The organism is Pseudoalteromonas sp. BZB3 (genome assembly GCF_040104455.1).
GTDB lineage: Bacteria > Pseudomonadota > Gammaproteobacteria > Enterobacterales > Alteromonadaceae > Pseudoalteromonas.
Genome location: NZ_JBECOS010000017.1, coordinates 52,364 through 74,645 on the forward strand (window position 1 = coordinate 52,364; position 22,282 = coordinate 74,645).

At 39.3% G+C, this 22,282-nt stretch carries 13 protein-coding genes; 2 read left to right on the plus strand and 11 right to left on the minus strand.

Annotated elements, in window-relative coordinates:
• Window positions 1–36: 36 nt before the first annotated feature.
• From ABMY35_RS18710 to ABMY35_RS18720, 3 genes are all read right to left on the minus strand, one after another.
• Complete coding sequence (locus tag ABMY35_RS18710; RefSeq protein WP_349287593.1) at window positions 37–720, minus strand: LipL32 family surface lipoprotein; 684 nt, start codon at window positions 718–720, stop codon at window positions 37–39.
• A 175-nt stretch (window positions 721–895) separates the two neighbouring features.
• The gene (locus tag ABMY35_RS18715; RefSeq protein WP_349287594.1) at window positions 896–2,950 is read right to left on the minus strand and encodes a S9 family peptidase; all 2,055 of its coding nucleotides are present in this window, start codon (window positions 2,948–2,950) and stop codon (window positions 896–898) included.
• Window positions 2,951–3,044: 94 nt separating this feature from the next.
• Complete coding sequence (locus ABMY35_RS18720; RefSeq protein ID WP_349287595.1) at window positions 3,045–5,636, minus strand: TonB-dependent receptor; 2,592 nt, start codon at window positions 5,634–5,636, stop codon at window positions 3,045–3,047.
• Between the two features lie 167 nt (window positions 5,637–5,803).
• On the opposite strand from ABMY35_RS18720, the gene ABMY35_RS18725 reads away from it, so the two are divergent.
• Window positions 5,804–7,861 carry a winged helix-turn-helix domain-containing protein gene (locus tag ABMY35_RS18725; RefSeq protein ID WP_349287596.1) on the plus strand — a complete coding sequence of 686 codons (2,058 nt, stop codon included), beginning with the start codon at window positions 5,804–5,806 and terminating at the stop codon, window positions 7,859–7,861.
• Here the strand turns inward: ABMY35_RS18725 and ABMY35_RS18730 are convergent.
• From ABMY35_RS18730 to ABMY35_RS18745, 4 genes are all read right to left on the minus strand, one after another.
• Entirely contained in the window at window positions 7,845–9,179 is a 1,335-nt protein-coding gene (locus ABMY35_RS18730; protein ID WP_349287597.1) for a TonB family protein, read from the minus strand. The genes ABMY35_RS18725 and ABMY35_RS18730 overlap by 17 nt on opposite strands.
• Window positions 9,180–9,473: 294 nt before the next feature.
• Window positions 9,474–12,032, minus strand: a complete 2,559-nt coding sequence (locus ABMY35_RS18735; RefSeq protein WP_349287598.1) for a TonB-dependent receptor — start codon at window positions 12,030–12,032, stop codon at window positions 9,474–9,476.
• 907 nt (window positions 12,033–12,939) lie between these two features.
• A complete protein-coding gene (locus ABMY35_RS18740) occupies window positions 12,940–14,166 on the minus strand; it encodes a threonine/serine exporter family protein (protein WP_349287599.1) in 1,227 nt (408 codons plus the stop codon).
• 136 nt (window positions 14,167–14,302) lie between these two features.
• Window positions 14,303–15,529: a glycosyltransferase family 4 protein gene (locus ABMY35_RS18745; protein ID WP_349287600.1), complete on the minus strand. Its 1,227-nt coding sequence runs from the start codon at window positions 15,527–15,529 to the stop codon at window positions 14,303–14,305.
• 219 nt (window positions 15,530–15,748) lie between these two features.
• Here ABMY35_RS18745 and ABMY35_RS18750 point away from each other — a divergent pair, with 219 nt between their 5' ends.
• Window positions 15,749–18,265 carry a prolyl oligopeptidase family serine peptidase gene (locus tag ABMY35_RS18750; RefSeq protein WP_349287601.1) on the plus strand — a complete coding sequence of 839 codons (2,517 nt, stop codon included), beginning with the start codon at window positions 15,749–15,751 and terminating at the stop codon, window positions 18,263–18,265.
• A gap of 91 nt (window positions 18,266–18,356) precedes the next feature.
• Here ABMY35_RS18750 and ABMY35_RS18755 read toward each other — a convergent pair whose 3' ends face one another.
• The 4 genes from ABMY35_RS18755 to ABMY35_RS18770 all read right to left on the minus strand — a co-directional run bounded on the left by ABMY35_RS18755 (window position 18,357) and on the right by ABMY35_RS18770 (window position 22,247).
• A complete protein-coding gene (locus tag ABMY35_RS18755; RefSeq protein WP_349287602.1) occupies window positions 18,357–19,205 on the minus strand; it encodes a DMT family transporter in 849 nt (282 codons plus the stop codon).
• Window positions 19,206–19,359: 154 nt separating this feature from the next.
• Window positions 19,360–20,151 (minus strand): class I SAM-dependent methyltransferase, encoded by a 792-nt coding sequence (locus ABMY35_RS18760; protein WP_349287603.1) that lies wholly within the window; start codon window positions 20,149–20,151, stop codon window positions 19,360–19,362.
• A gap of 95 nt (window positions 20,152–20,246) precedes the next feature.
• Window positions 20,247–21,335, minus strand: a complete 1,089-nt coding sequence (locus ABMY35_RS18765; protein ID WP_349287604.1) for a methyl-accepting chemotaxis protein — start codon at window positions 21,333–21,335, stop codon at window positions 20,247–20,249.
• Between the two features lie 72 nt (window positions 21,336–21,407).
• Window positions 21,408–22,247, minus strand: coding sequence for a GGDEF domain-containing protein (locus ABMY35_RS18770; RefSeq protein WP_349287605.1), 840 nt, complete (start codon window positions 22,245–22,247; stop codon window positions 21,408–21,410).
• Window positions 22,248–22,282 lie beyond the last annotated feature (35 nt).

Below are 22,282 nucleotides of genomic sequence, written 5' to 3' on the forward strand. Positions count from 1 at the left end.
CCGGTTCGGGCCTTTTGTCATTAATAAGAAGTCCGATTAAAGCTTATTACCATTAACCAATTCATGTAACTCTTCAAGGGATGCAGCGATTTTAACGCCAGGCACATTAGTACCTATAGTTGCTTCGAATGAGCCTTCAACGTTTGAACGGAAAGACGTAAATGAAATTCGGTAAACACCGCGAACAAGTGCTTCACTAGGGTTATTCATTGACGTTGTTTTACGTAGAAGAGAGTTGTAGTTTGCACCACTTGGGTTTGCAGGTAACTCTGATGTATCGTCATTACGCCCTAAGTTTTGTAGCACCTTGCCACCATTTTTGATTTTTGTATTGTCGATGATATTTAAACGATCAAAGACAATATAAGTATCAAAGAATCTTTCAGCATCTTTTTGCATGCCAGGTGTGAAGTTAGCATGTTTAAAGTCAGCCGCTTCAGGTGTTGAAACTGCTGGTGAGATCATCGATACACCTATTTCATCTACTGCAGCAGGAACCCAAGCGTAAAGGTAATATGTATCTTTGCCCTTATATTTACCTTCAGGCTGAACTGATGAGTCTACATAACCAAAGTAATTTGAGTAGTTCGCATAAGGTAAACGCGCTTCAATGCCCGCTACACCTTCAGATACAGAGCTTTTAAGATGTGGACCTGTTGCTGAACAACCTGCTAAAACAGCCGCAGTTACAATTGGTAAGACTAGACGAGAAATTTTCATTGATTCGACTCCATGTCACTAGTTAAAAAATGAGCATAAAGTATACGTATGAAACTTTTATTACTAAAGTGTTGGTTTATGTAAATTTTTCATCTTTAATAAAACGAATCGAGTGAGACTCATACAAAAAAGCCACCTAAAATAGGTGGCTTTTGGTTTAACCTAGAATGCTAAATTACTTTTTAGCTTCTTTTGCTGCTTTTAAATTTGCAGCATGGTCGATTTCATAAGTCGGCATGGTTTTCTTACCTTCAATAAGGTAGTTGTCCATCCAACGCATCAAACGAATGCTGTAGTCATATTGAGCTGCAACTTTACGGTTACCATGACCTTCACCAGGATAATACACTAGGCGAACATCTTTACCTTGTACTTTCATGTAACGGTATAGCTCCATTGACTGAGCTGGGTGAACTCGTGGATCGTCTTTACCGTGCATGATTAGTAATGGTGTTTCAGACTGACCTGCCCAGTAAATTGGGCTGCGCTCTAGGTACCATTGCCACTTTTCCCAAGGGTATGAGCGGGCATGTACAAGGTACATTTCATTAGAAATGTCAGTTGTGCCAAACTTAGATAGTTGGTTTGTTACACCTACAAACATAACACTTGCCGCGAAGTGTTCAGTCAGTTTCGTTGCACCCCAAGCTGATGCATAACCACCGTATGAACCACCAGTAATACCAACACGTTTGCTATCAACTAAGCCCATTTCAACTAAATGGTTTTTCATATCAACTAGGTCGTCAAACTCTTTACCTGCATAGTCACCTTGACCAAGCTTAGAGTAATCAACACCTTTACCTGTTGAACCACGGTAGTTCGGGTAGAAAACAGCATAGCCGCGTGCAGCACCCATTTGACCTGGGTCTGAGTAGCTTGTTAACCAGCCGTCTTTGTCATGGCTTTCAGGACCACCGTGAACTGCCATAATCAGTGGGTAGCGCTTACCTTCTTGGTAATCAAGTGGGTAAATTAATACGCCGCCTATCTCTACACCATCACGCGCTTTGAATGAAATATTTTCTTGTTTAGCAAAGCGTTTATCATTTAACCAATCATTTGAATCTGACAGGCGTTTTGTCTTTTTACCGCGAAGCATGAAAACTTCGTTCGGGTGCTTGTCAGTGTTACCACGAAGAACGATGGTCTTGTCTGAATCAGATACCGATAGGTTAGAGGCAATCAGTTTGCCTTCTTTAACGATCTTCTTATACTTGTTAGAGCCAACTTTGATCTGGCCAACAAAGCTTTCAGCGCCCACGTTTGCAACAAAGTTTAATGTGTTACGGCGGTTAGCCCACTCGAAATCACCAATGTGGCCCATAAAGTTCGGGATCCACTCTTCAATTTCGCCTGTCTTTGCATTACCTAGATAAAGACGACCAGTCGCAGGGTCGTGCTTATCTTCTGCGCCAAGAATGGCAACATAATCACCTTCGTATGAGAATTCAGCAGCACCTAGCTTACCTTCTGTTTTGAAAGATGTGATAATTTTCTGTGAAGCTACGTCCATCACGTGCCACTGTGACTTCATGTATTTGTCGTCAATCAGCGCTGTAGGCTGAGTTTTAACAAGTAACTTGTCACCTTCATCAGAGAAGTTGATGTCGCTTACATAGCCTTCAATTTCTACCGCAGCAGGTTTAAGCGCTTTTTCGGATTGCACTAAATCAACAAGATGTAATTGTTTGTTTTTTGAACCTAACTCATAAACTTCGGCCATAAAGCCAAGCTTTTTAAGTTCTTTTTCAGTCTTATCTTTAGCAGGCATCGCTAAGATGGCAACTTGTTTGCCATTTGGGTTTAGCTTGTAGCTAGAGATTGAAGTACCGTTTAATGATAATACTTTTTGTGACTCACCGCCGTTAGCAGCGATGCGGTATAAAGACGTGAATTTGTCAGTTTTCTTTTTGGTTAGGAAGTAGATGAAGTCACCATCAGCAGACCACTGAATGCTGCGAACACTCACTTTACCTGTGATGAAAGGGCGCTCAACGCCTTTGTCATCAACAACATAAAGCTCTGAGTAGTTTGTGCCATTAGCATCAATATAAAGTTCTCTTGGCACTGAGCGTGTAAAAGCAATAAGTTCGCCTTCAGGATCTACTGCTGTTTGGCCAACTGATTGAATTTTTGGAATGTCTTCGATTGTTATTGTGTCATTTGCAAATGCAGACGAGGTAACTAAACCCACTGCAAGTGCAATTGTTGATTTTATTAACTTCATTATATGACCTTGTTGTTCAGTTTTGTTCGCTATTTTATAGTCACAAATACTGATTTCCAGTGTTTGCGATTAAGCGGGAATAAAAAACGTTAAATTAAAACTGATAACGAGCACCAAAATAAAAACGTCTGCCATTTGCATAAATCCCAGTAGGTGCGAATTGATTTCTTTCATAGGTATACGAAATTTCATTATTTAAGTTAATGAATTCGAACACGATATCTGTTTTGTCATTGATTGAAACAGTTACATTACCATCTAACTGGCCATAATCATCCATGGTGACTTCACCCAGGCCTGTGGCAAATTTAGTACGGTAATTGTAAGCAAAACGAATACTTAACCAATGGTTTTCATAATAAGAAGTGACATTAAAACTGTGCTTTGATGTACCGGGAATAAGTCCCGAGGTCTCTGTTAAATGCTGAGTTCGACTTCCATCAACGAACGTGTAGTTAGCTATTATGCCAAAGCCATTAAACAGGTGTTGTTGATAGCTTAGTTCTAGTCCTCTAACACTACCACCATTACCATTAATGGGCCTGTCGATTGACATGATAATGCCTTCATGCGTTTCTTGTTGCCTTTTAAATTCGATAAATGATTCAACATCTTTATTGAAGATGGCTAAAGAAGCCAGTGCGCTTTCTTCAAAATACCACTCTAAACCAGCATCAAATTGAGTTGCACGGTATGGGTCTAAGTTTGGATTTCCCCCTTGGCCTTGTGCTTGAGTCACATTATAGTTGGTTGAAGGCATCAAATGATGAAACTGAGCACGAGACATCACACGCGCAACAGAGAAACGCGCAATTAAGTCGTCATCTAAGTCAAACTTTACGTTTGCGCTTGGTAAAATATCGGTATAACTCTTTTCGTCAGTTAACCATTGAAAGCCGTTACTGTTTTGCGAGTCGGTCTGTTTAAAGGCTGATGCATCTTGCCAAGTATTAACGATTCTTACGCCTATATTTGCGCGATAACTATCACCTTCAAGAAGGAGTTTAAGGTAACCGGCTAGCGATTGTTCCTCAATGTCAAAACGACTTGCTGTTTCTACTTCTTGTTTAAAAGGGAAGGTTGAAAATACTTGACTGAGACTTGAAATATTAACAAAGCTGTAAAGTTTCAGGGTTTCATGATTGCCAATTTGCGATAGGTAGTTATCAACAAATGCATCAGGATGCTCTGATAAATTGGTATTAATTGCACCGGATAAGCCATTGAGACCACCATCAAGCGATCGTAATCTTGAAAATTCACGGTTATGCTGTTTAAGTTTAATGCCAAATTGCAGATCAGACAGGGCTTTATGCATCAGCTCATAATTAAAGTCAGCTTGAAGATAAATTAAAGAGTCTGTTGCATCCTGTGCATCTTTTCTTGCCTCAGTTAAACGCCATTGGGCGGCATCTAAAGGAGACACAGCATAATTCGCAATAATATTTTTGTGTTGTTCGGTACTGACCGAGTAGTCAGTGTTTGCAGAAAACTGTGACGTAAAATCCTCACTGGTACCACCGCCACCTCGGGTGAAACCAAATCGAAACTGATTTTGCCATCTAGGGATTGATTGGCTTAATTCAAGTTGAATACTGCTGGTATCAATTTGCGATTTTCGCCAAATGGCCTCCATGCTGGTGTTAAACTCCGCATCGTTTAGCTTACCGTACTCGCCATATACTAGTGTATTGTCAATGAATTTTGGGTTTGTAAGTGTCCCGCTGTTGTTCAAAACAATAGCAGGTTGCCATAAAAAATTTTGGTTTGAGTTGTCGGCTTCTAACTGTGAATAAAGAAGATGGCTTTTAAATTGCCAATGTGGGTTCAGAATATATGAAACACCTGAAGTTAGCGTGGTTAGGATACGCTGTTGTTGAAATACTGCTGAACCACCACCGCCAGGCGTCCAAATATTCTTTAAGTCGGCCTGCTCATCGATACTGCTTGTATATTGATCTTCCCCCACTTTATTGAAACTTCTTTCATGCCAGCCCCAGGATTCGAGCCCATCGCGCCTTAATGAACGTTTTAAACGGCTCGCTGTAAATAGAAGTGCTAAATCTTGATTGTTGTTTTTCCAGTTAAAAACAGTACTTATTTGTGGGTCAAATTCATTTGATAAGTCATTGTACTGTAGCTGAGTACTAATCAGAGCTAGATCGTTATCTGTATAGAGAGGGTCGAGCGTCTTAATATTGATACTGCCGCCTAAAGAGCCTTCATCTTGGTTTGCCTGAGGCGTTTTATAAACTTCTAATGAAGAAACGATGTCTGCAGGTAGCAAAGTAAAGTTGAACCCGCGGTTTGGTTGAGAAGAAATCCACCAATCTGCCGAAGCTAAATATTGGCCATTTAAAAAGGTTCTATTTTGCTCAGGCGTAGTACCACGAACCCCGATCCGTTCTCCTTCTCCTTGAACACGAGATAGTGAAATCCCGGTGATTCTTTGAAGCGCTTCAGCCACATTCTTATCAGGAAACTTGCCTATTTCTTGGGCGCTGATGGTGTCGCTTATTTGATCATTTAAACGTTTATAACTTAAAGATTTGACAACGCTGTCATGAAGGCCTCTAATTTGAATGGTTTCTAAGAGATTTTCATTGTCTTTTTCAGAGGAATTAGCGGCAACTTGAGTGCAAAATAAACTTAAGATAATGAGAGATTTTGTATTTTTATTTGTCATTTATGCAAACCTCAAGAAAAACCAAACTCAAAAATAGTTGTATGGGGTTCAATACTGAGTGTGTATTATGAGAAACAATATACGCTTTTATAACGAATTTAACCATTACTTTACGGTAAGACCACAGAATAAGGTATTTTGAAATTTTGCAGTCGTCACGGATTTTAGTGAATGATGTCTTAGTTGAACCTGCTGCACTGAAAATAAAAATTTCAGGACAATGGCAAGCAATTGAGGCTAAGCAGTTAGCTTTGTTGTTGCTATTGATTCAACATCAAGGTCACTGTGTAAGTCGTGATACTATCATTGAAAAGTTATGGCCGAATACTTTAGTCAGTGATAACTCTGTTTCACAGTTAATCGCGCAACTTAGAAAAACACTAAAAGACAACAAAGCGGCAGCTAAATTTATAAAAACTATTCCGCGAGAAGGGTATCAGCTTGTCGCGTCAATCTCTGAACCACCCAGCATTAAAGAAAAACTTATTGCGCCACGAATGAATAGGCCCGTTAACTGGTTGTTATTTGGTTGCCTCTTGGGTGTTTTGATTTCTGTGATTATCAGTTATTTTAGTCGGCCAATTGTGCCAAAAAGTCCATTTAAATATGAGTCTAGATTAACATCTGCTCCAGGCCTCGAAGTGTACTTACGTTACTCTCCTGATGGACGCTATTTGGCATTCAGTCATTTAGGTGAAAACCAGTCACAATTTGATTTGGCCGTTTACGACAGCCAGAGTAAAATCGTTCATAGTTTAAAAAGCAGTAGTTATAGTGAAGAAGCACCGGTTTGGTCGCCAGATGGAAAGTGGCTTGCTTACTATCGTTTTGATCCATTTAAGTGTGAAGTTCTCGCTATAGCTGTGGATCAAACCATAGAAATGTGGCGCTTAGAAAGAGAGAAAAAACTCTTTGATTGTGAGCTTGGCTATGGTCCAAGAAAGTTATATTGGCTGAGTAACAATCACATCGCTTTCAGCACTCAAAAGATAAATAATCTCATCGTTGAATCATATGAGCTTGATCAACAATTGAACATAGTTGATGTTCATCAATATCCAGATGTGAGTGGCGAGATTATTGACGTACTCCCAGGATCAACGAAGCTATTATTAAAATCAAAAAAACGGGACGGATATAATTTAGTCACCCAGACATTAGAAAACCCAAAAACTAAAAATAGTGTATTTAGTGGCTCCAATGCGTCACTCGCGTTATGGTATCAGCCAGATCAATTCATCACTGTTCAAGATAGGTTATTAATCCAAAATACGGCTATGAATACTGCATTGCCGATAACGGCAAACGCTAGTCTGGTTGGTGATTTAGCATTAAGCAAAGAAAGTTACTCACTCGCGCATTCTGAAGGCTATGCACAAGTCAGTGTATATAGATTAGATAACTTAAATAGTAATAAACACTTGATACCAATTAGTTCAGCTACTCGGCTTGATATAAGCCCGAGTGTATCTCTTGATGGCAACTATTATGCATTTGTGTCTATACAAGCTCAACAAAACCTTAACTCTGAGGTGTGGGTAAGAAATAAGCTGAGAGCGAATGCTGAGCTTGCTTATACGCTCGAAAACAATGAATTAGCGAGCTCATTGCTATTCTCACCCGACAACCAGTATTTAGCATTGATGACTGAGTCCAACAAACTGTTAATAATAAATTTATTTGCCAAATCTGCGGTGAAAATCGCAACAGAGTTTACTGCGCTAAGGAATGTTTATTGGGCTAAAGATAGTCACTCATTATTCTTCACGAGCTCTGATGAAAATGGCCAACCATTAAACTGGCAATACGATTTACTTGATTCTGGCAATAAGTTACTAAGAACACCTCAGAAGTGGCCGCCATTAAGAGAGCGGAATATTACATTTACGCAATTTTCTGAAGATTTGAAGTCGTACCTTCTCCCTAGACTTACTGCGTATTTTGATGAGCCTCAGTTGACGGCTTCGTTTGCTTTATATCTGCCGGTACTTCACGAATATGGTGCGTATTTTGTTATTAGATCGGGACATAAGTTGTCTCTCTATGAGTATGTGAATAAAACCGGAGAGGTTAACTTACTGAAAAAACTTGGAACTTACCTTTACGATATCAATACGCCGTTAGCTTTAACAACCAGTCAAGATGGGCAACAAATTTTATTCAATCGTATTGATGATATTGAAATGGATATTGTGCTTCATAAAAGTGTTAAAGGCGTTGAATAAATGCTGAGATTGCTTTGGTCGACCAGTTTCTATCTTTAGCTGCATTGAGTGCCTGTTTGGCGTATTTCATAGACAAGGTTTTATTCGACAGGGTTTGTGCTCTTAACAGTAAAAGCGTGGGGTGTTCGTTATCTATGTCTAACCCTGCTTCTAAACATTGTTTTAGGGCTTCTTGCTGATTTGGCATGGTTTTAAGTAATAAACACATTTCTTTTATTGCTCTAAAGTGACCTTGTTCAGCTGCTTGTTTGAAATAATTTAATGCGCGGTTTGGGCTGTATTCTGGGCTGTTATGATCGGCAAACAATGTTCCTAATCGATAAAGTGCAGGTAAACTATTTTTTTGAGCCGCAACTCGTAACCAGTTTATGGCCACTTTTCTGTCTGAGTCTTGGATATTATTATTTAGCAAGCTAGTTGCAAGCTTGTACTGTGCCAACGGGAAACTATTTTTTGCCGAAGCAAATAATAAGCTTTGTGCAGCTTGTTCATCTTGCCAGTGATATTTCAAAAGTTGGCTGGCATTGTATTCACTCGACTGTAACCATTGAGAGATATAAAATTGTACTTCGCTGTTACCTTTTTCTGCAGCGTCTATGTGCTCACTAATTGATTGTTTATATTGTTTTTTTTGATTCTGAAATGCCGTTTTATATTGTTTGCCTTTAAACGTTGTGAAGTGATATGTAAGCGAACGACTTTTGATTGGTATGTCAGTGTCATAGCGCCAAAGGCTTACTGCATTAATTAATTCGGTCGAAAAGATATGTTTTGGATGTGCGGCAATTAAACTTATGTCAGTGACTGCGCCACTCTCGTCGATATCAAATTCTACCCATACCCAACCTTCTACACCTTGTTTAATTGCTTGCTCGGGATAATTGGGTTTATGGTCTCTCACTTTGTTTAAGACTAACTTACTCTTATTGAATGAATTTGGATAAAACTTTTCAGAAATAACATTAAAGCCATATTGCAATTTGAGTGCTAAATACATGTCTTTTAGCACCTGCTTATCAGGGTATTGCTGTTTTACTAATTCAGCTGTTTGTTTTGCATCCATTAAACCAAAGTCACTGGCAAGTAAAAACCATGCATAAGCTTTAGGTAAACTCTTAGTCGTGCCCTGCCCATGCAATGACATAACTGCCAAGTTGTACATGGCATCAGTATTGCCAAATTGACTGAGCTCAAGGAACTCTGAATGAGCAAGGGAGTAATTTTTTTGTTGATAGTGTTGCGTCGCGCTGAATAAATCGGCAAAACTTTGCTTTGAAAAACAGATAAGTAATAGCAGTAATGGTCCTGTTAAACGCATAAAGTCCATAAATACGAGATGAATACCTATCTTAACGAAGTTGAGATGAATCTGAATAAAAGCAAAGACTCAACTATGACATGAAATCACTAGTCTTGTATAGTTTATGGGATCTATATGGTGCGGGTTTTTGTTGTATTTTCATAAATTCTTACCAATATTAATGAACACTTAAAAAATAAAGCCGATGTACTTTCGTACACCAGCTTTAGGGTGTGCTCCGGGCTTAGCACCTTGTTTGGGCAAGCGAGCTTGCCCAAACTTTTAAGTCATACCTGTGTTAGCTGAAATGACTTAAAAACTAAAACGCAAACCAGCCATAAAGCGTCTACCGTCTTTGTAAACACCTGTTAGCGCTTGCTTCACACCTTCTTCTTGGTAACTGAAAGTGTGCTCATCTGTTAAATTTATCACTTCGAAAACAGCGGTAATATTCTCATTGATGTTGTAATTAAATGAGGCATCAATTTGACCATATGCATCTTGATAACCTGGCCATGCTCGGCCAGTGTCATAACCCGTACGATAGTTATATGAAATTCGACCGCTGTAAGTCTCATTTTCGTAGTAAGTGCTGAAGTTGAAAGTATGTTCTGAAATGCCTGGGATAAGAATGTCATTACCTTCAAGATCTTTTGACTCACCATCTACAAACGTATAGTTTGCAGCAATACCAAAACCTTCAGCCAACTCAGTTTGATAGCCTAACTCGATACCTTTCAGAGTACCTGCTGGGCCATTAATAGGACGGCTGATCTCGATTTCAACGTTATCAAATGTTTCTGTTTGGGTATTTTCGCCAAGTGTTGATTGTAAATCTTTATAGAAAAGGGCCGAAGAGAAAATACCAGCGTCAGAGAAGTACCACTCATAACCTACGTCAAACTGTGTTGCGCGATAAGGGTCTATATTTGAGTTACCACCCGTACCTACACGTGTTTCTGTGTTGTACGTGGTTGCATTTGTCATTGCTGCATAATCAGGGCGAGTCATAACACGTGCAGCGCTGAAGCGTAAGATCATGTCTTCTTCAATATCTACAGCAAGGTTAATACTTGGAAGAATATCAAAATAGCTCTTATCTTCTTCTTGCCAAACCTTTGCATCAGCTGGGCCTACATAAGCACCTGTTGTTTGTTTAGTTTCAACAAGACGAACGCCCAAGTTACCACGCATTCCGTCAGCATCTATATCGGCTTTGACGTAACTGGCTAAGATCTTTTCAGTGATTGCGAAGTTGCTGTCATAAAGGTAATCGTATTGCCAAGATAATGCATCACCCGCTGCTCTGGTTTTAGCTAAGTCAGTCATGGCATAATCTTTTAAGGTGCCAGATGTGCCGATACCTGATAAGAAATCACTCGGTGCAGCAAAAGAATAATCAGCTAGGTTCCAGTTTAAATCAGTACGCGTTTGTGAGCGAAGGCGAACGTTTTCACGTTTGTGGTCGCGATATTTGACCCCCATTTTGATCTTACTGAACACAGCAACATCGATGGCACGTTCAAAGTCGGTTTGACCATAATACTCTTTATCTAAAGCATCATTTGAGTCATAACGCAAAAACCCTAAATTCCAGTGTTTTCCGTCAGCAGGATCTTTTGTATAGCTAGTTTCAATGCTTTCGACGTTTTGCGCATTGTAACTATGAACTGCATTACCTTCCCAGCCAACACTTCGGTCTGTTTGAGTACCACCAGAGCCTTCAGTTACGCCAATGTGGTAACTTGATTTCCAGATTTCGCCATCATGAACTAGCTTAAGATCATATGAATTTGTTTTGAGTTTAGAGTTGCGAATTTTGGTTTCGTCTAAGATATTATTGCCATTCGGAGACAAACCTAATGTACCGGCTTGTGCAAACTTACCTACTTTGGCGTGGTCAACAATATCTAACGACTGATATTTTGAACCACCGTAACCTGGTAACCACAGGAAGTTTTGGTTTGCGTTATTTGCTTCTAATGTCGAATTTAATGCGTTAAAAGTAACGTCCATGTTATCCGAAGGGCGATATTGAAGCGTAAAATTAAAGCCAGTTCTTACACGACCTTGAGTAAACATGGCAGAACCACCGCCACCTGGCGTATAAACGTTTTCTACAACAGTACCATCCTCAAGCGTCTCATCACGATGCGTCCAGCTCCAAGCTTCAATGCCATCGCGGCGCAGGTTTCGCTCTTGTCTAAATACAGAGACTAAGGCACCAATTGATTCTTCATCATTTTTCCAGCTATATAAACCAGCTAATTGCGGATCTGTTTCACCAGATACTTCACTGTGTTGCATAATGACTGAACCAGCAATTTTATTTGCATCTAAGTCTAGAGGCTTGCGGGTTTTAACAATCACCGTACCACCGATTGAGCCCTCATCAATATCTGCTTCTGGTGATTTATACACTTCTAAACCTGATACAATTTCAGAAGGGAGCATTGTGTAGTTAAAGCCACGGCTTGCTGATGAGTCTACCCACCAGTCAGCAGAACCAACGGCTTGGCCGTTTAATAAGGTACGGTTTTGGTTTTCAGATGTACCACGGATACTAATACGCTCACCTTCACCAAAGTTACGACTCATTGAGACACCTGTGATACGCTGTAATGATTCCGCTACGTTTTGATCTGGAAATTTACCAATATCTTCAGAAGAAACCGCATCGACTATAGAGTTCGCGTAGCGCTTAGCGTTGATCGATTTAACAACACTGCCGCGGATCCCTCTGACTTGGATCACTTCAACTTCATCTGTTTGTGCACCTTGTGCTAAAGTCGAAGAGCTAAAACTTGCTGTTGATGCCATAAGAATGCTGCTGATTAAAACAGCAAGCGGCTTTTTATTATTTGTATTCATGCTTTGATTCCCCTTGAAAGCATTTAATTAACAATTGCGAGTGGCCTGCAATGTTTAATAAGTTAATACTTGTTTAATAGGAAATCTTGAAATGAAATGATTAATTGTGATTTGTAAACTTTTTAATTTATTATATTGATAATTAAGTTTATTTTTTCATATAAGTTAAATTTATTTATATATTTTAAAATATAAAAAAGCAAAAATTCACAAATAAAAATTAATGTTTTTTTAACTCTTCTGTAGGATTTCATTTTCCTACAATGATATTTCACTTGAGAGCCTCACTTCTCGAAATGTGAATCTCTTTAGTTTTAAAACAACTCACTAAACCGAATGAAAAATAGGGACAGAAAACTGAAGCCTGTATTGGCTGATGGCAATTGCATCATTGAATGCTGATAAGTGTGTTCTTTAGACTTTAACGCCGCTGTGATTGGAATGAAAACGTATCATGCAGAAGCATAATGAGATATGCGCCTTAAATAAATCGTTTAATCAAAAAGCAGATCTAATATCAATCATCAATAATACTTCAATTATTTTGAGGGTTAAAACTGACGCTAGCTTCGTTAGATAGCTTTTATTTACGACTGCATGGGTGCAGAAGATAGAGCAATGCTGGAGCAGTTGCCGAGAATAACTATATTTTAAGGGTTTCGCCCTGCCTATCTAAAATCGGTATGTCTGCGATTGCAGGAAGCGTGGCGGTATTATTGAGCAATTTTTCTAACTTCAAAATAGTTCTCTTAATAAAGAGGTATGCTATAAAATTTTGAAAACAATTAGTTCAGTTCAAAAGAGAATTTGCTATGGTTCGGGCTGCAGAGTTCAAAGAATGGCCTTAAAACGGTGCTTTGTAATATTTGAAAGATAAGGGCTGAAGAATCAGCCCTTGATTAATAGACTAGAGACTTTTCTTGGGTGGTAGCGCCACGTTTGCGAAAATTAATCCCGCGACCAGTGACATGAAGATCAAAAACGTTTGTTGACCAATTTGGTCTGCATTCACGAAACTTTGTCCTTCAATTAATGAGTTCAAACCAATGTATGTCTTTGACCCTGGCACAAGAACAATAAGCCCTTGCATTGCCACTATTGAGGCTGGAGCATTCACTACACGGTTAAACAAATTACTAAAAACGCCTACTGCAAATGCACCAACGAATGCGCCTATGCTGAAGTCAAAGTAAACCGCAGCACTGATACTTGCCGCATAAGCGATAAAACCTGAAGCAATCGACCAACTTGCATGTTTTAGCTTGGTTCTAAAGATGATAATTAAGCTACTACATAAGAGTAATATAGCTAACCATGCGGTCCATTTAGGCAGCGCTTCTGGTTGAATAAAGTCAGTTTGCCCGAATAATGCAAAACCAATACTAATTCCAAGAAATGCGCCAAAATAAAGTTTAAACAGCAGCATGACAGCATCCATAACACGCGCTGTGCCCGAAACCAAATGTCTTGCTGATAACTCAGCAAAGCCTAGTGCTAAAGCGAGGCCTGGAATAAATACAATGATCGATGATAACACCACGAGTCGTATGTTGACCCCCGGGTCAATATAGCTACTTACTGCACATGCTGCTATTGCAGCTGCAATGGCCACCAACGGCTCCAACATATGGGTCACGCGCTTAGAGCGGGCTGACCAGAGTACAAACAGAAACACGACAAGTGAAATCAAACCTGACCATAAGACATCGTTCCAGCTGGTGCCCATTAGCATTGCAAAAGCGGCACCAGAGACCATAAAAGCAAAACCAGTAAACCAATTATTAAACGGGTTCTTGCTAGTATCTATGGTTTCAAGGTTCGCATCGGCTTCTTCTATAGTTAATTCGCCAGCCAACATACGAGTTACTACATCATCGGTATCTGCGAGTGAACCTAAATCATGATCACCAGGTTCGACACGCGCAACATGCGTATACTCTTCTTCATGGCCGTCCGTCCATATAACAAAGGTCACTGAAGTTGGTGACATAACAAAAGACGACTTCAAGTTTAAGTGTGTTGCGACTTCCATTAAGTGCGCTTCAAGTCGATAGGCTGGCGTACCATATTTGTGCAGCATTTTGCCAAGCTTAACGATAAACTTTCTTTTTTGCGTAAAACTAGCTGTGTTCAAGTTTTTAAACCAAATGAGGGTGGTAAAAGTAAATATTAGGTTAACTATAGCCGAAGTTAACCTAACTGGTATGCTTTGTTAGAAACGGAGCGAATTCTAATCACTTTTGAATGTATGTCTAGCAATTTATTGTGAATTATTTTTTGTTTTTTGCCTCAATCCACTGTGCCATATACTGTGTACTTTTCATGGTGTGATGTTTTAACATTTGCCCAATGAAATTTTGCATTCTGTGCGCCTCTAAATTATCAGCAATATCGACAATACGTTTAACTAATGACGCTTCTAACAGCTGCTGATTATAAAAAGACTTTAATAGCTCTTCAGAAGCATTTTTACTCTTCTCATACAGCTTTTTATCTTGATAAAGCTTTACTGCTGCATCAGCAAACGCCTGGGCACTATTAGCAATAAAACCAGGCCATGCATGGTCTTCAGTCATGCCTTCAGCCCCGATGTCTGTGGTCACACTCGGTGTTTGGTTTATCATCGCTTCTAATAGCTTGCCTTTAATGCCTGCACCAAACCTCAATGGCGCTAAACACACTCTGGCATTTTGCATGACCTTATTTGCATCTTCCGCCCAGCCTTTAATCAGGAAGCCCGTTTTTGGGTTATGCAAGGCTGTGGCTTTCGGAGGCGGGTACGAGCCGTAAATATGTAGCTCAGCTTCAGGTAGTTGTTTCTTAATTAGAGGCCAAATTTCTTGTAAGTACAAAACCGCATCCCAATTAGGTGCGTGTCTAAAGTTACCTATGGTCATAAAGTGGGCTCTTTGCTCAAATTCAGGTAAAGACTTTGGCAAATTATCAAGATTAACCATAAACGGTAGGTGGTGGCATAGGTTCAAATCAATTTTGAAATGAGATTCGAGCAATGACATTTCATAACTCGAGATAATTAAACTCACATCACAACGCAAAATAGCGGCAATCTCACGTTTGGCAATATCACTTTGCAAATCGGCTAAGGTAAAGTCACGTTTGCCTTTGTGGGCAGTATGTCTTGCTTGTCTGAGGCATTGTAAATCTTCAGTATCTAAGATTTTAACAGCATTAGGGGCAAACTTATCGACTCGCCAACCAAATTGCTCCTCCATCATAAAGCGATCAAACATCACAATATCGGGATTATAGTGTGTGATGTATTCATCAAAACTCGAACAATTTAAAGCTATTTCTTTACTGCTGATCCCAAAATTATTTAGATCAATCATGTGCTCTGTTGGTTGTGAGGGCGTAGCAAACTCAACTTGCCAGTTTTGATTTCTAAACGTCTTCAGTAAAGACATCATATGTGTGCCTGCCGCGGAAGAATTCGGTTCAGGCCACACATAACCAATTACTAAAACACGTTTGCTCATTGTACTCTCATAGATGTTGATTTTAGAGGCGCGAAGTCTACCTGAATTTACTCAAAAACTCGATGTTGTACAGTATTTAAAAGAACTACTCTACTGACTTAGATATTTAAAATTTTCTGAAATCTTCCATAAGTCGTGAGTTTGTCGAAGTTACGTAAATAGCTGCATTTCTAATGATTTAAGTATATTATTTCGCTACTAATTGATTAGGGGAACAGTATGAATCGCACAATATCGTCTGTATTTGGCGCTTTTTTCGTTACATTGTTAATATCATCTGAAGCCATTGCGAATACCAACTCGTTCGGATTCAAGACACCAACGGAAGAGTTTGCGCGCTTAGTCGAAGTGCAATCTACACCAGATATTTTAATGAGCCCAGACAACGACTGGTTAGTTGAGTTGTCACAGCATGCGATTGGTTCATCTAAACAAGTACAACCGCAACTGTCTCTATTTGGTATTAACTTTAACCCATACAATTACTCGCATGTATCACTTAAGCGTTATGCTGATATTGAAATACGTCATGTTATTTCTGGTTCTGTGCTTAACATCAATAACTTACCTGAAGGTGAGATTAGGGACGTGCAGTGGTCTGCGAATAGTCGTTATTTAAGTCTTGTTTTAGAGCGGGTCAATTCTGCAACACTATGGGTTTATGACGTTAAGACCAGGCGATTAGAACAAGTCACTCAATCTACCTTGAATGGTTTCTTAACAACGTCTCCTTACCAATGGTTACCGGATAGCACGGGGTTTGTGGTTAATATTGCTGTGAATCATGGTAAACCCTTATTAGAAGAGCCCGTAGAGCCAATAAAAGAACAACGCATTATCATCCCAAATCAAGAAGGCTTAGTTATCACTGAGTACTTTCATCCTGTAGAGGAAGTTGCTGAACCGACTCAAAGCGAGCTAACTAGTAGTGATGCATTACAAGTGACGGCGCAACCAGAGTCAAACGAAGTCACAAACCAGCCTGATGAAAATGCTCAGCTGACTTCTGAAGAGAGTAAACCCGATCCAGTTGCCGATCAGTTCAAATTCTTTGCACAAGGTCAACTGATTAAAATCAGCTTAAGTGGACTTGCAAAGCCGATTGGTCAAGCGACCTTTTTTAATCATTTTAATGTGTCTCCTGATTCAACCAATTTAATCGTCAATATGATTGATGATCCTATTACATCAGATAGCCCGCTTGAAAACTTTGCTAACGTTTGGCAAGTCTGGGGCATGACAGGTCATGCTTTATATGAATTGGCAATAAACCCACTCGTTGAAACTTTAGACTCACCCGTTGTACAAAAACATAAGTTCCAGTGGCGTTTAGATAAAGGCGCAACGGTTTTATGGGCCGAAGCTAAACCTGATGGTTCAGATAACTTATTTACTGTCAGTGCACCGTTTCGTAAAGCGCCTCAAGCGTTCGCAACATTAGATTGGAAGCTAGATAAGATAGATTGGTTTAACGACAGTTTGGCATTGCTTACTGAACAGTCGTTAGACGATAAAAAGCGTCGACAAAGTATCATTACTCCGAGAAATGCAGACCAACGTCGTGTTGAATTTAAAACATTCACTGCAACAAACTCGTCTCAAACTTGGCATAAATTTATTAAACAAAGGAATGACTTAGGGACAGAAGCACTCAAAGTCGTTGGAGGTCGATATTTGTTTGTGCATAGCCAACAAATTCAAGGTGACTCTGTCATTCAATTACTCGAACGCTTTGATGCAAAAACAAACAGTAAATCAACTGTATGGCAATCTCAGCCTGAATTCTCAGAGTCTTTAATTGCACTGCTTGATGATGAAGGCATGCGTTATTTATTTAGTAAAGAGACTCAGTTGCAGCCTACTAACTTTTTTATTAGTGACTTGACCTTCAATACTTTGGAGCAACTAACGAGAAACACGCATCCAATAGAAGGTTTTATTGGTGTGAAAAAAGAGCAATTGCAATATCGTCGCGCCGATGGTCAAACGTTAACAGCAAACTTATATTTACCAAACAACTATGATGCAACTCAAGGTAGCTTACCCGTCTTATTTTGGTTAGGTGATGATATCTACAATAAAAAAGGTGAGTTTGTAACGAGCAACCACAAAGATATGGTGGCATATGTTGCAAAAGGTATCGCAATTCTAGAAAACCCAAGCATGCCAAGTTTAAAAAATGTAGCTTCAAGCGCAGCGTTTATGGCAGATCTAAAGTCTAGCTTTAAAGCGGCAACAGATGCGCTAATTGCAAAAGGGGTGGCTGAACTTGGCAAAATATCAATCGCTGGTCATGGAGCGGGTGCAACGCTTGCTTCACTTGCATTGGCAAACACGGATTACTTTTCATCAGGCATTTTAAGAAGTGGTCAATATAATGTGACTATGGCGAGTAAAGGGTATTTAGACAGTGATGAGGCTTATTGGCAAAAGTCGTCTTTGTTTAGTGGTGTATCTGCTTTTAACTCTGTAGATAAAATCAATGTACCGGTTTTGATTATCCATGGTAAAGATGATGATATGGCGACAAAACTACAAGCTGAGCTGTTATATCAAACCTTATTGAGCTTAGATAAAGAAGCTCGCTTAGTATTACTTCCGAATGAATCACATGAGTATCAATCAATAGAAGCTATTTTACATGTGTTATGGGAACAAGAGCAGTGGCTAGAAAAGTGGGTGATGCCAAAGCCAGAAGACTATCTTTTAAATAATGCAGACTTCCAACAGTACTAAGCATTAAACATAATAAAGCCGAGGACGACCTCGGCTTTATTTAATTTATAATTCGACCGTCAAAATTTTAGTTGCTCTACAAATCTTAAATTTAGTGCTTCTCTGTATTACCCAATGAACTGCCCACAGAGGCAATAATAATCATAAAAATTGCGAACCATTGCCATACAGTTAAAAGCTCTCCTAAGATAATAAGTCCGGCTACAGCGGCAACAGCGGGCTCTAAACTCATCATGATACTGAATCCCTGTGCAGGCATATTTCTAAGCGCAACCATTTCTAAACTATAAGGCAGCGCGCTTGATAAAATGCCTATCATAATACCAAGCGGGATAAGCTCCCAATTCAATAATGCAACACCTTGTGAGGCTGCGCCATATGGCACTAATACGAGTGCTGAAACTGCCATTCCAATTGCAACGGTTGCGCCACCTGAGCCTTGATTACCGGTTTTTTTACCAAATAAAATATAACCCGCCCAAAATCCACCTGCGACTAGCGCAAGTATGACGCCAATTGGGTCGAGCCCTGCTTGGGTGCTCATATCAGGGAGTAGTAATACAATGCCAGCGATTGCAAAGATAACCCATAAATAGTCACGTTTTCTTTTCGATGAGAACAAAGCAACCGCAAGAGGGCCGGTAAATTCAAGGGCAACACCTATACCAAGCGGTATTCGTTCAATGGCGTAATAAAAAGTGATATTCATGCCGCCTAAACAAAGGCCATAGACAACAATTGGTCCCCATTTTTTTGGTACGTGTCGCCATGGCCTAAAAATAAGACATAAAATAAGGGCTGAGAACCCAAGTCTATAAGCCGTCGTGCCCTCTGGCCCAACATAGGGGAAGAGTTGTTTGGCAATAGATGCACCGGATTGAATGGTGATCATTGCACACAGTAAGCAAGCCACCGCGAAAAGCAAATCTCTATTTGCCATTGGTTATGTTTACTCTCATATTAAATCAGAGGCGTAGTCTAATCGTGAAATTCACTTTGCTCAATAGGCTTGTATACATTATTCATAGCTTTTGCGGTGAGCATCTACTTTTCTAACATACTGTTTTCTTAAGATAGATAAATAATCACATTTATTAAAAAGTCTCGCTTTTTAAATATTCCATCCAATCGTCATGGTGCTTTTTCATATTCTTATGCTTTTTAGAATTTGTATGCGCGAGCTTATCTTTGTCTGTAAGGAAAGGGCCTGCGCGACAGGAGCTACAATGATTATCTAAAAGATAATGCGGTTGAGTCAGGTGAGGTAATTCATCGGATGTTGTTTTTGCCGACCACACATAACTGATCCCACTGGTGTCTTTTACATGCTTATCTCTATCTACATTTCTGATTTTATAACCTGGAAAGTCATTGATATTAAATATACTTTGACCAAGATAGTTAATATCCAAGCCCTTCGTCAGTGAGGACTCTAAATCCCACTCACAATAAGGCTTCACATCTTTTGACGTGATAATGCACAACATGGGACCTGCAGGGTCAAGTACGTACTTGTGAGCGAAGTGTATGTATAACCTTAATAAACGTCTGTTTAAGGTATTTACCGACAGACTCTGCTGTTTAAAATCATCAAAATTAGAAAATGCCGGTATCAATGGAAATTGAAATATCACCACATCGATGCTTTGACTAGCAACCCTTTGCCATGAGCTTGGTTCAGTAACATCAAATTCTGTTAATACTTCTACTTGTTTTTGTTTTAAAGCATTGAGCGCATTATCTTTGTATTTATTAAGCAATACAGTTTCTGAATCATATACGCTGGCAATAAGCTGTGAGCGAGGAAATTGTAAAGAGAGTGCGTGGGAAAAACTGAGGTCGCCATCACCGACGGTCAAAATACGCCACTGTTTATTTAGTTTCATAACTATAATGTACAAATAATAATGGCGTGATTATATATTTTATAGCCTCAAGATACGAGGCTCGTCATCTTCTTCTAGAGGTTCAGGAGAAGTTATTAAGCTTGTCTAGCTAATTCATCTAGTAAAGACATAACTTCAGCAGATGCTTGTTCCATCTGATTTAATTTTTGAATACAACCCTGCTTGTTTCCTTGAGCAAATAAGTTCATTGCTTCAACGCCAGTGGTATGAACCTGCTTGTGAGGGGCATCAAGGCGTTTAAATGCACTCAAATCACTAAACTTTTTATGACCCTCAGAATTCATCCACGTTACTAAACGACAACTTGCATTATCAGCAAATGCTGAAATGGGCTGTGAATTTAGCCCAATAAGATGGTTGTATACATCAGACTTCCACACAACATGGTCTAGCTTTACAGTTTGCACAAACGTCTGTGTGGTTGCATCCATGATGGTGTTTTTCATCGAACCACAACTACCCACTATACTTGAGTAATCATTGTTTAGCTGCGCGATACTTTCGGATAAATCGTGGTTTGAACTTTGGATCACATTAACTGCGTTTACCGTTTGTTGCGTTGTATCCATGATTTGTTTAACAAGGTCTGAAACTTCGTTTGCTGACTCATTGGTATTGTTCGCAAGCGCACGAACTTCATCAGCTACGACGCTAAAGCCACGACCAGCCTCACCTGCGCGTGCAGCTTCAATTGCAGCATTTAGTGCCAGTAAGTTAGTTTGATCAGAAATCTTAGAGATAGTGGTAACGAACGTATTGATGTTATCGGCCATTTGCGACAAACCAGAAATATTGGTTGTCATGGTCGCCATATTCTCGGTCAGCCCATCCATGCCTGATAAAATATTAGTCAAAGATTTTTCTGAAGTTTCGAAAATTGAATTGATGTTATTAATAGATTGGCTTTCTTGTTCTATTGAAGTAAAACTCTGGTTTACAGTTTCTCTGATATCTCGAACTTGAGATAAACCATTAATAGCACATTGAAGGAGTTGGTTATCGGTGTTCTCATTGAGTTGAGCCTGGGTTTCGACTAGTAATTCGTTGAGGTTATCATTCTCAGATTGAAGCTTTTCGTTGTCTTGCTGTAAAAGCTGTACTTTTTGACGTAATGCCTGAAGTTCTTGTTCTTGCTGTTGATTATTAAATAAGTTACCGAACACAGCGATTCCCTCACAAATAGAAATTAGTATTAGACTATCAGCATGATCAAAAAAGTGCCAGAAATAAGCGCACTAAGTTCTTGGTCTTTGACGAATTATTTTGTGTGATTTATCAGAATACATAGCTGAGTCGGCGCGGTGCATAATCTCATCTGGAGATTCTTTAGAAGTTACTTGGGCAATGCCGATGCTGACTCCAACACCGAACTCAAAAATATGCTCTATTAATTTTTCCCTCAACATTTCAATGCTTTCAGGAGAGGTTTTGCTAAAAGCAACAAATTCATCTCCTCCAAGCCTAAAGCAGTTATCATTGCCAAATTCGGATTTCAAAGTGTTTGAAATGAGAATTAGTATTGTATCACCAGTCTGATGACCATATGTATCATTAGCAGACTTAAAGTTATCAAGATCAAAATAGAGTAAATAAGGGTACTTGCTACTTAATGTAGCAAAGTTTTCAAAGCAAGACTTTCTATTACCAAGTTGGGTTAGGTCATCATGATTAGCTTCAAAGCTTAATTTCTCTTCAAGTTTTTTTCGCCGTGCGATCTCATTATTTAGCTTATCGATGATTTTTCTTTCATGATGAATAACGTTGTAAAGGACTACACAGGTTAAAATCAAACCAATTTTTTTTAGTGAGGTATCAGCGACAAGTAGGGGAAGCGTATCCTTACTCAGAATGTCATCTAGTACATCTAGGAATAATCCAACACAGTACATTCCCCAAGCGACAACTAGTAGGCGGTTACTAACATATTGCGCGCCATAACCGATTAATAAACCGGTGCACGAAAACCAAAACAATTCTTCGAATGCATCTATATCAATACCAGGCTTTTTTAAAAGTAAAAAGGCCAAGCAAATGGTGATAACTATTATAAATGCATAAAAATATTTAATCTTCATCTGCTACATCTAGTTTGATCCAAATACTACATATA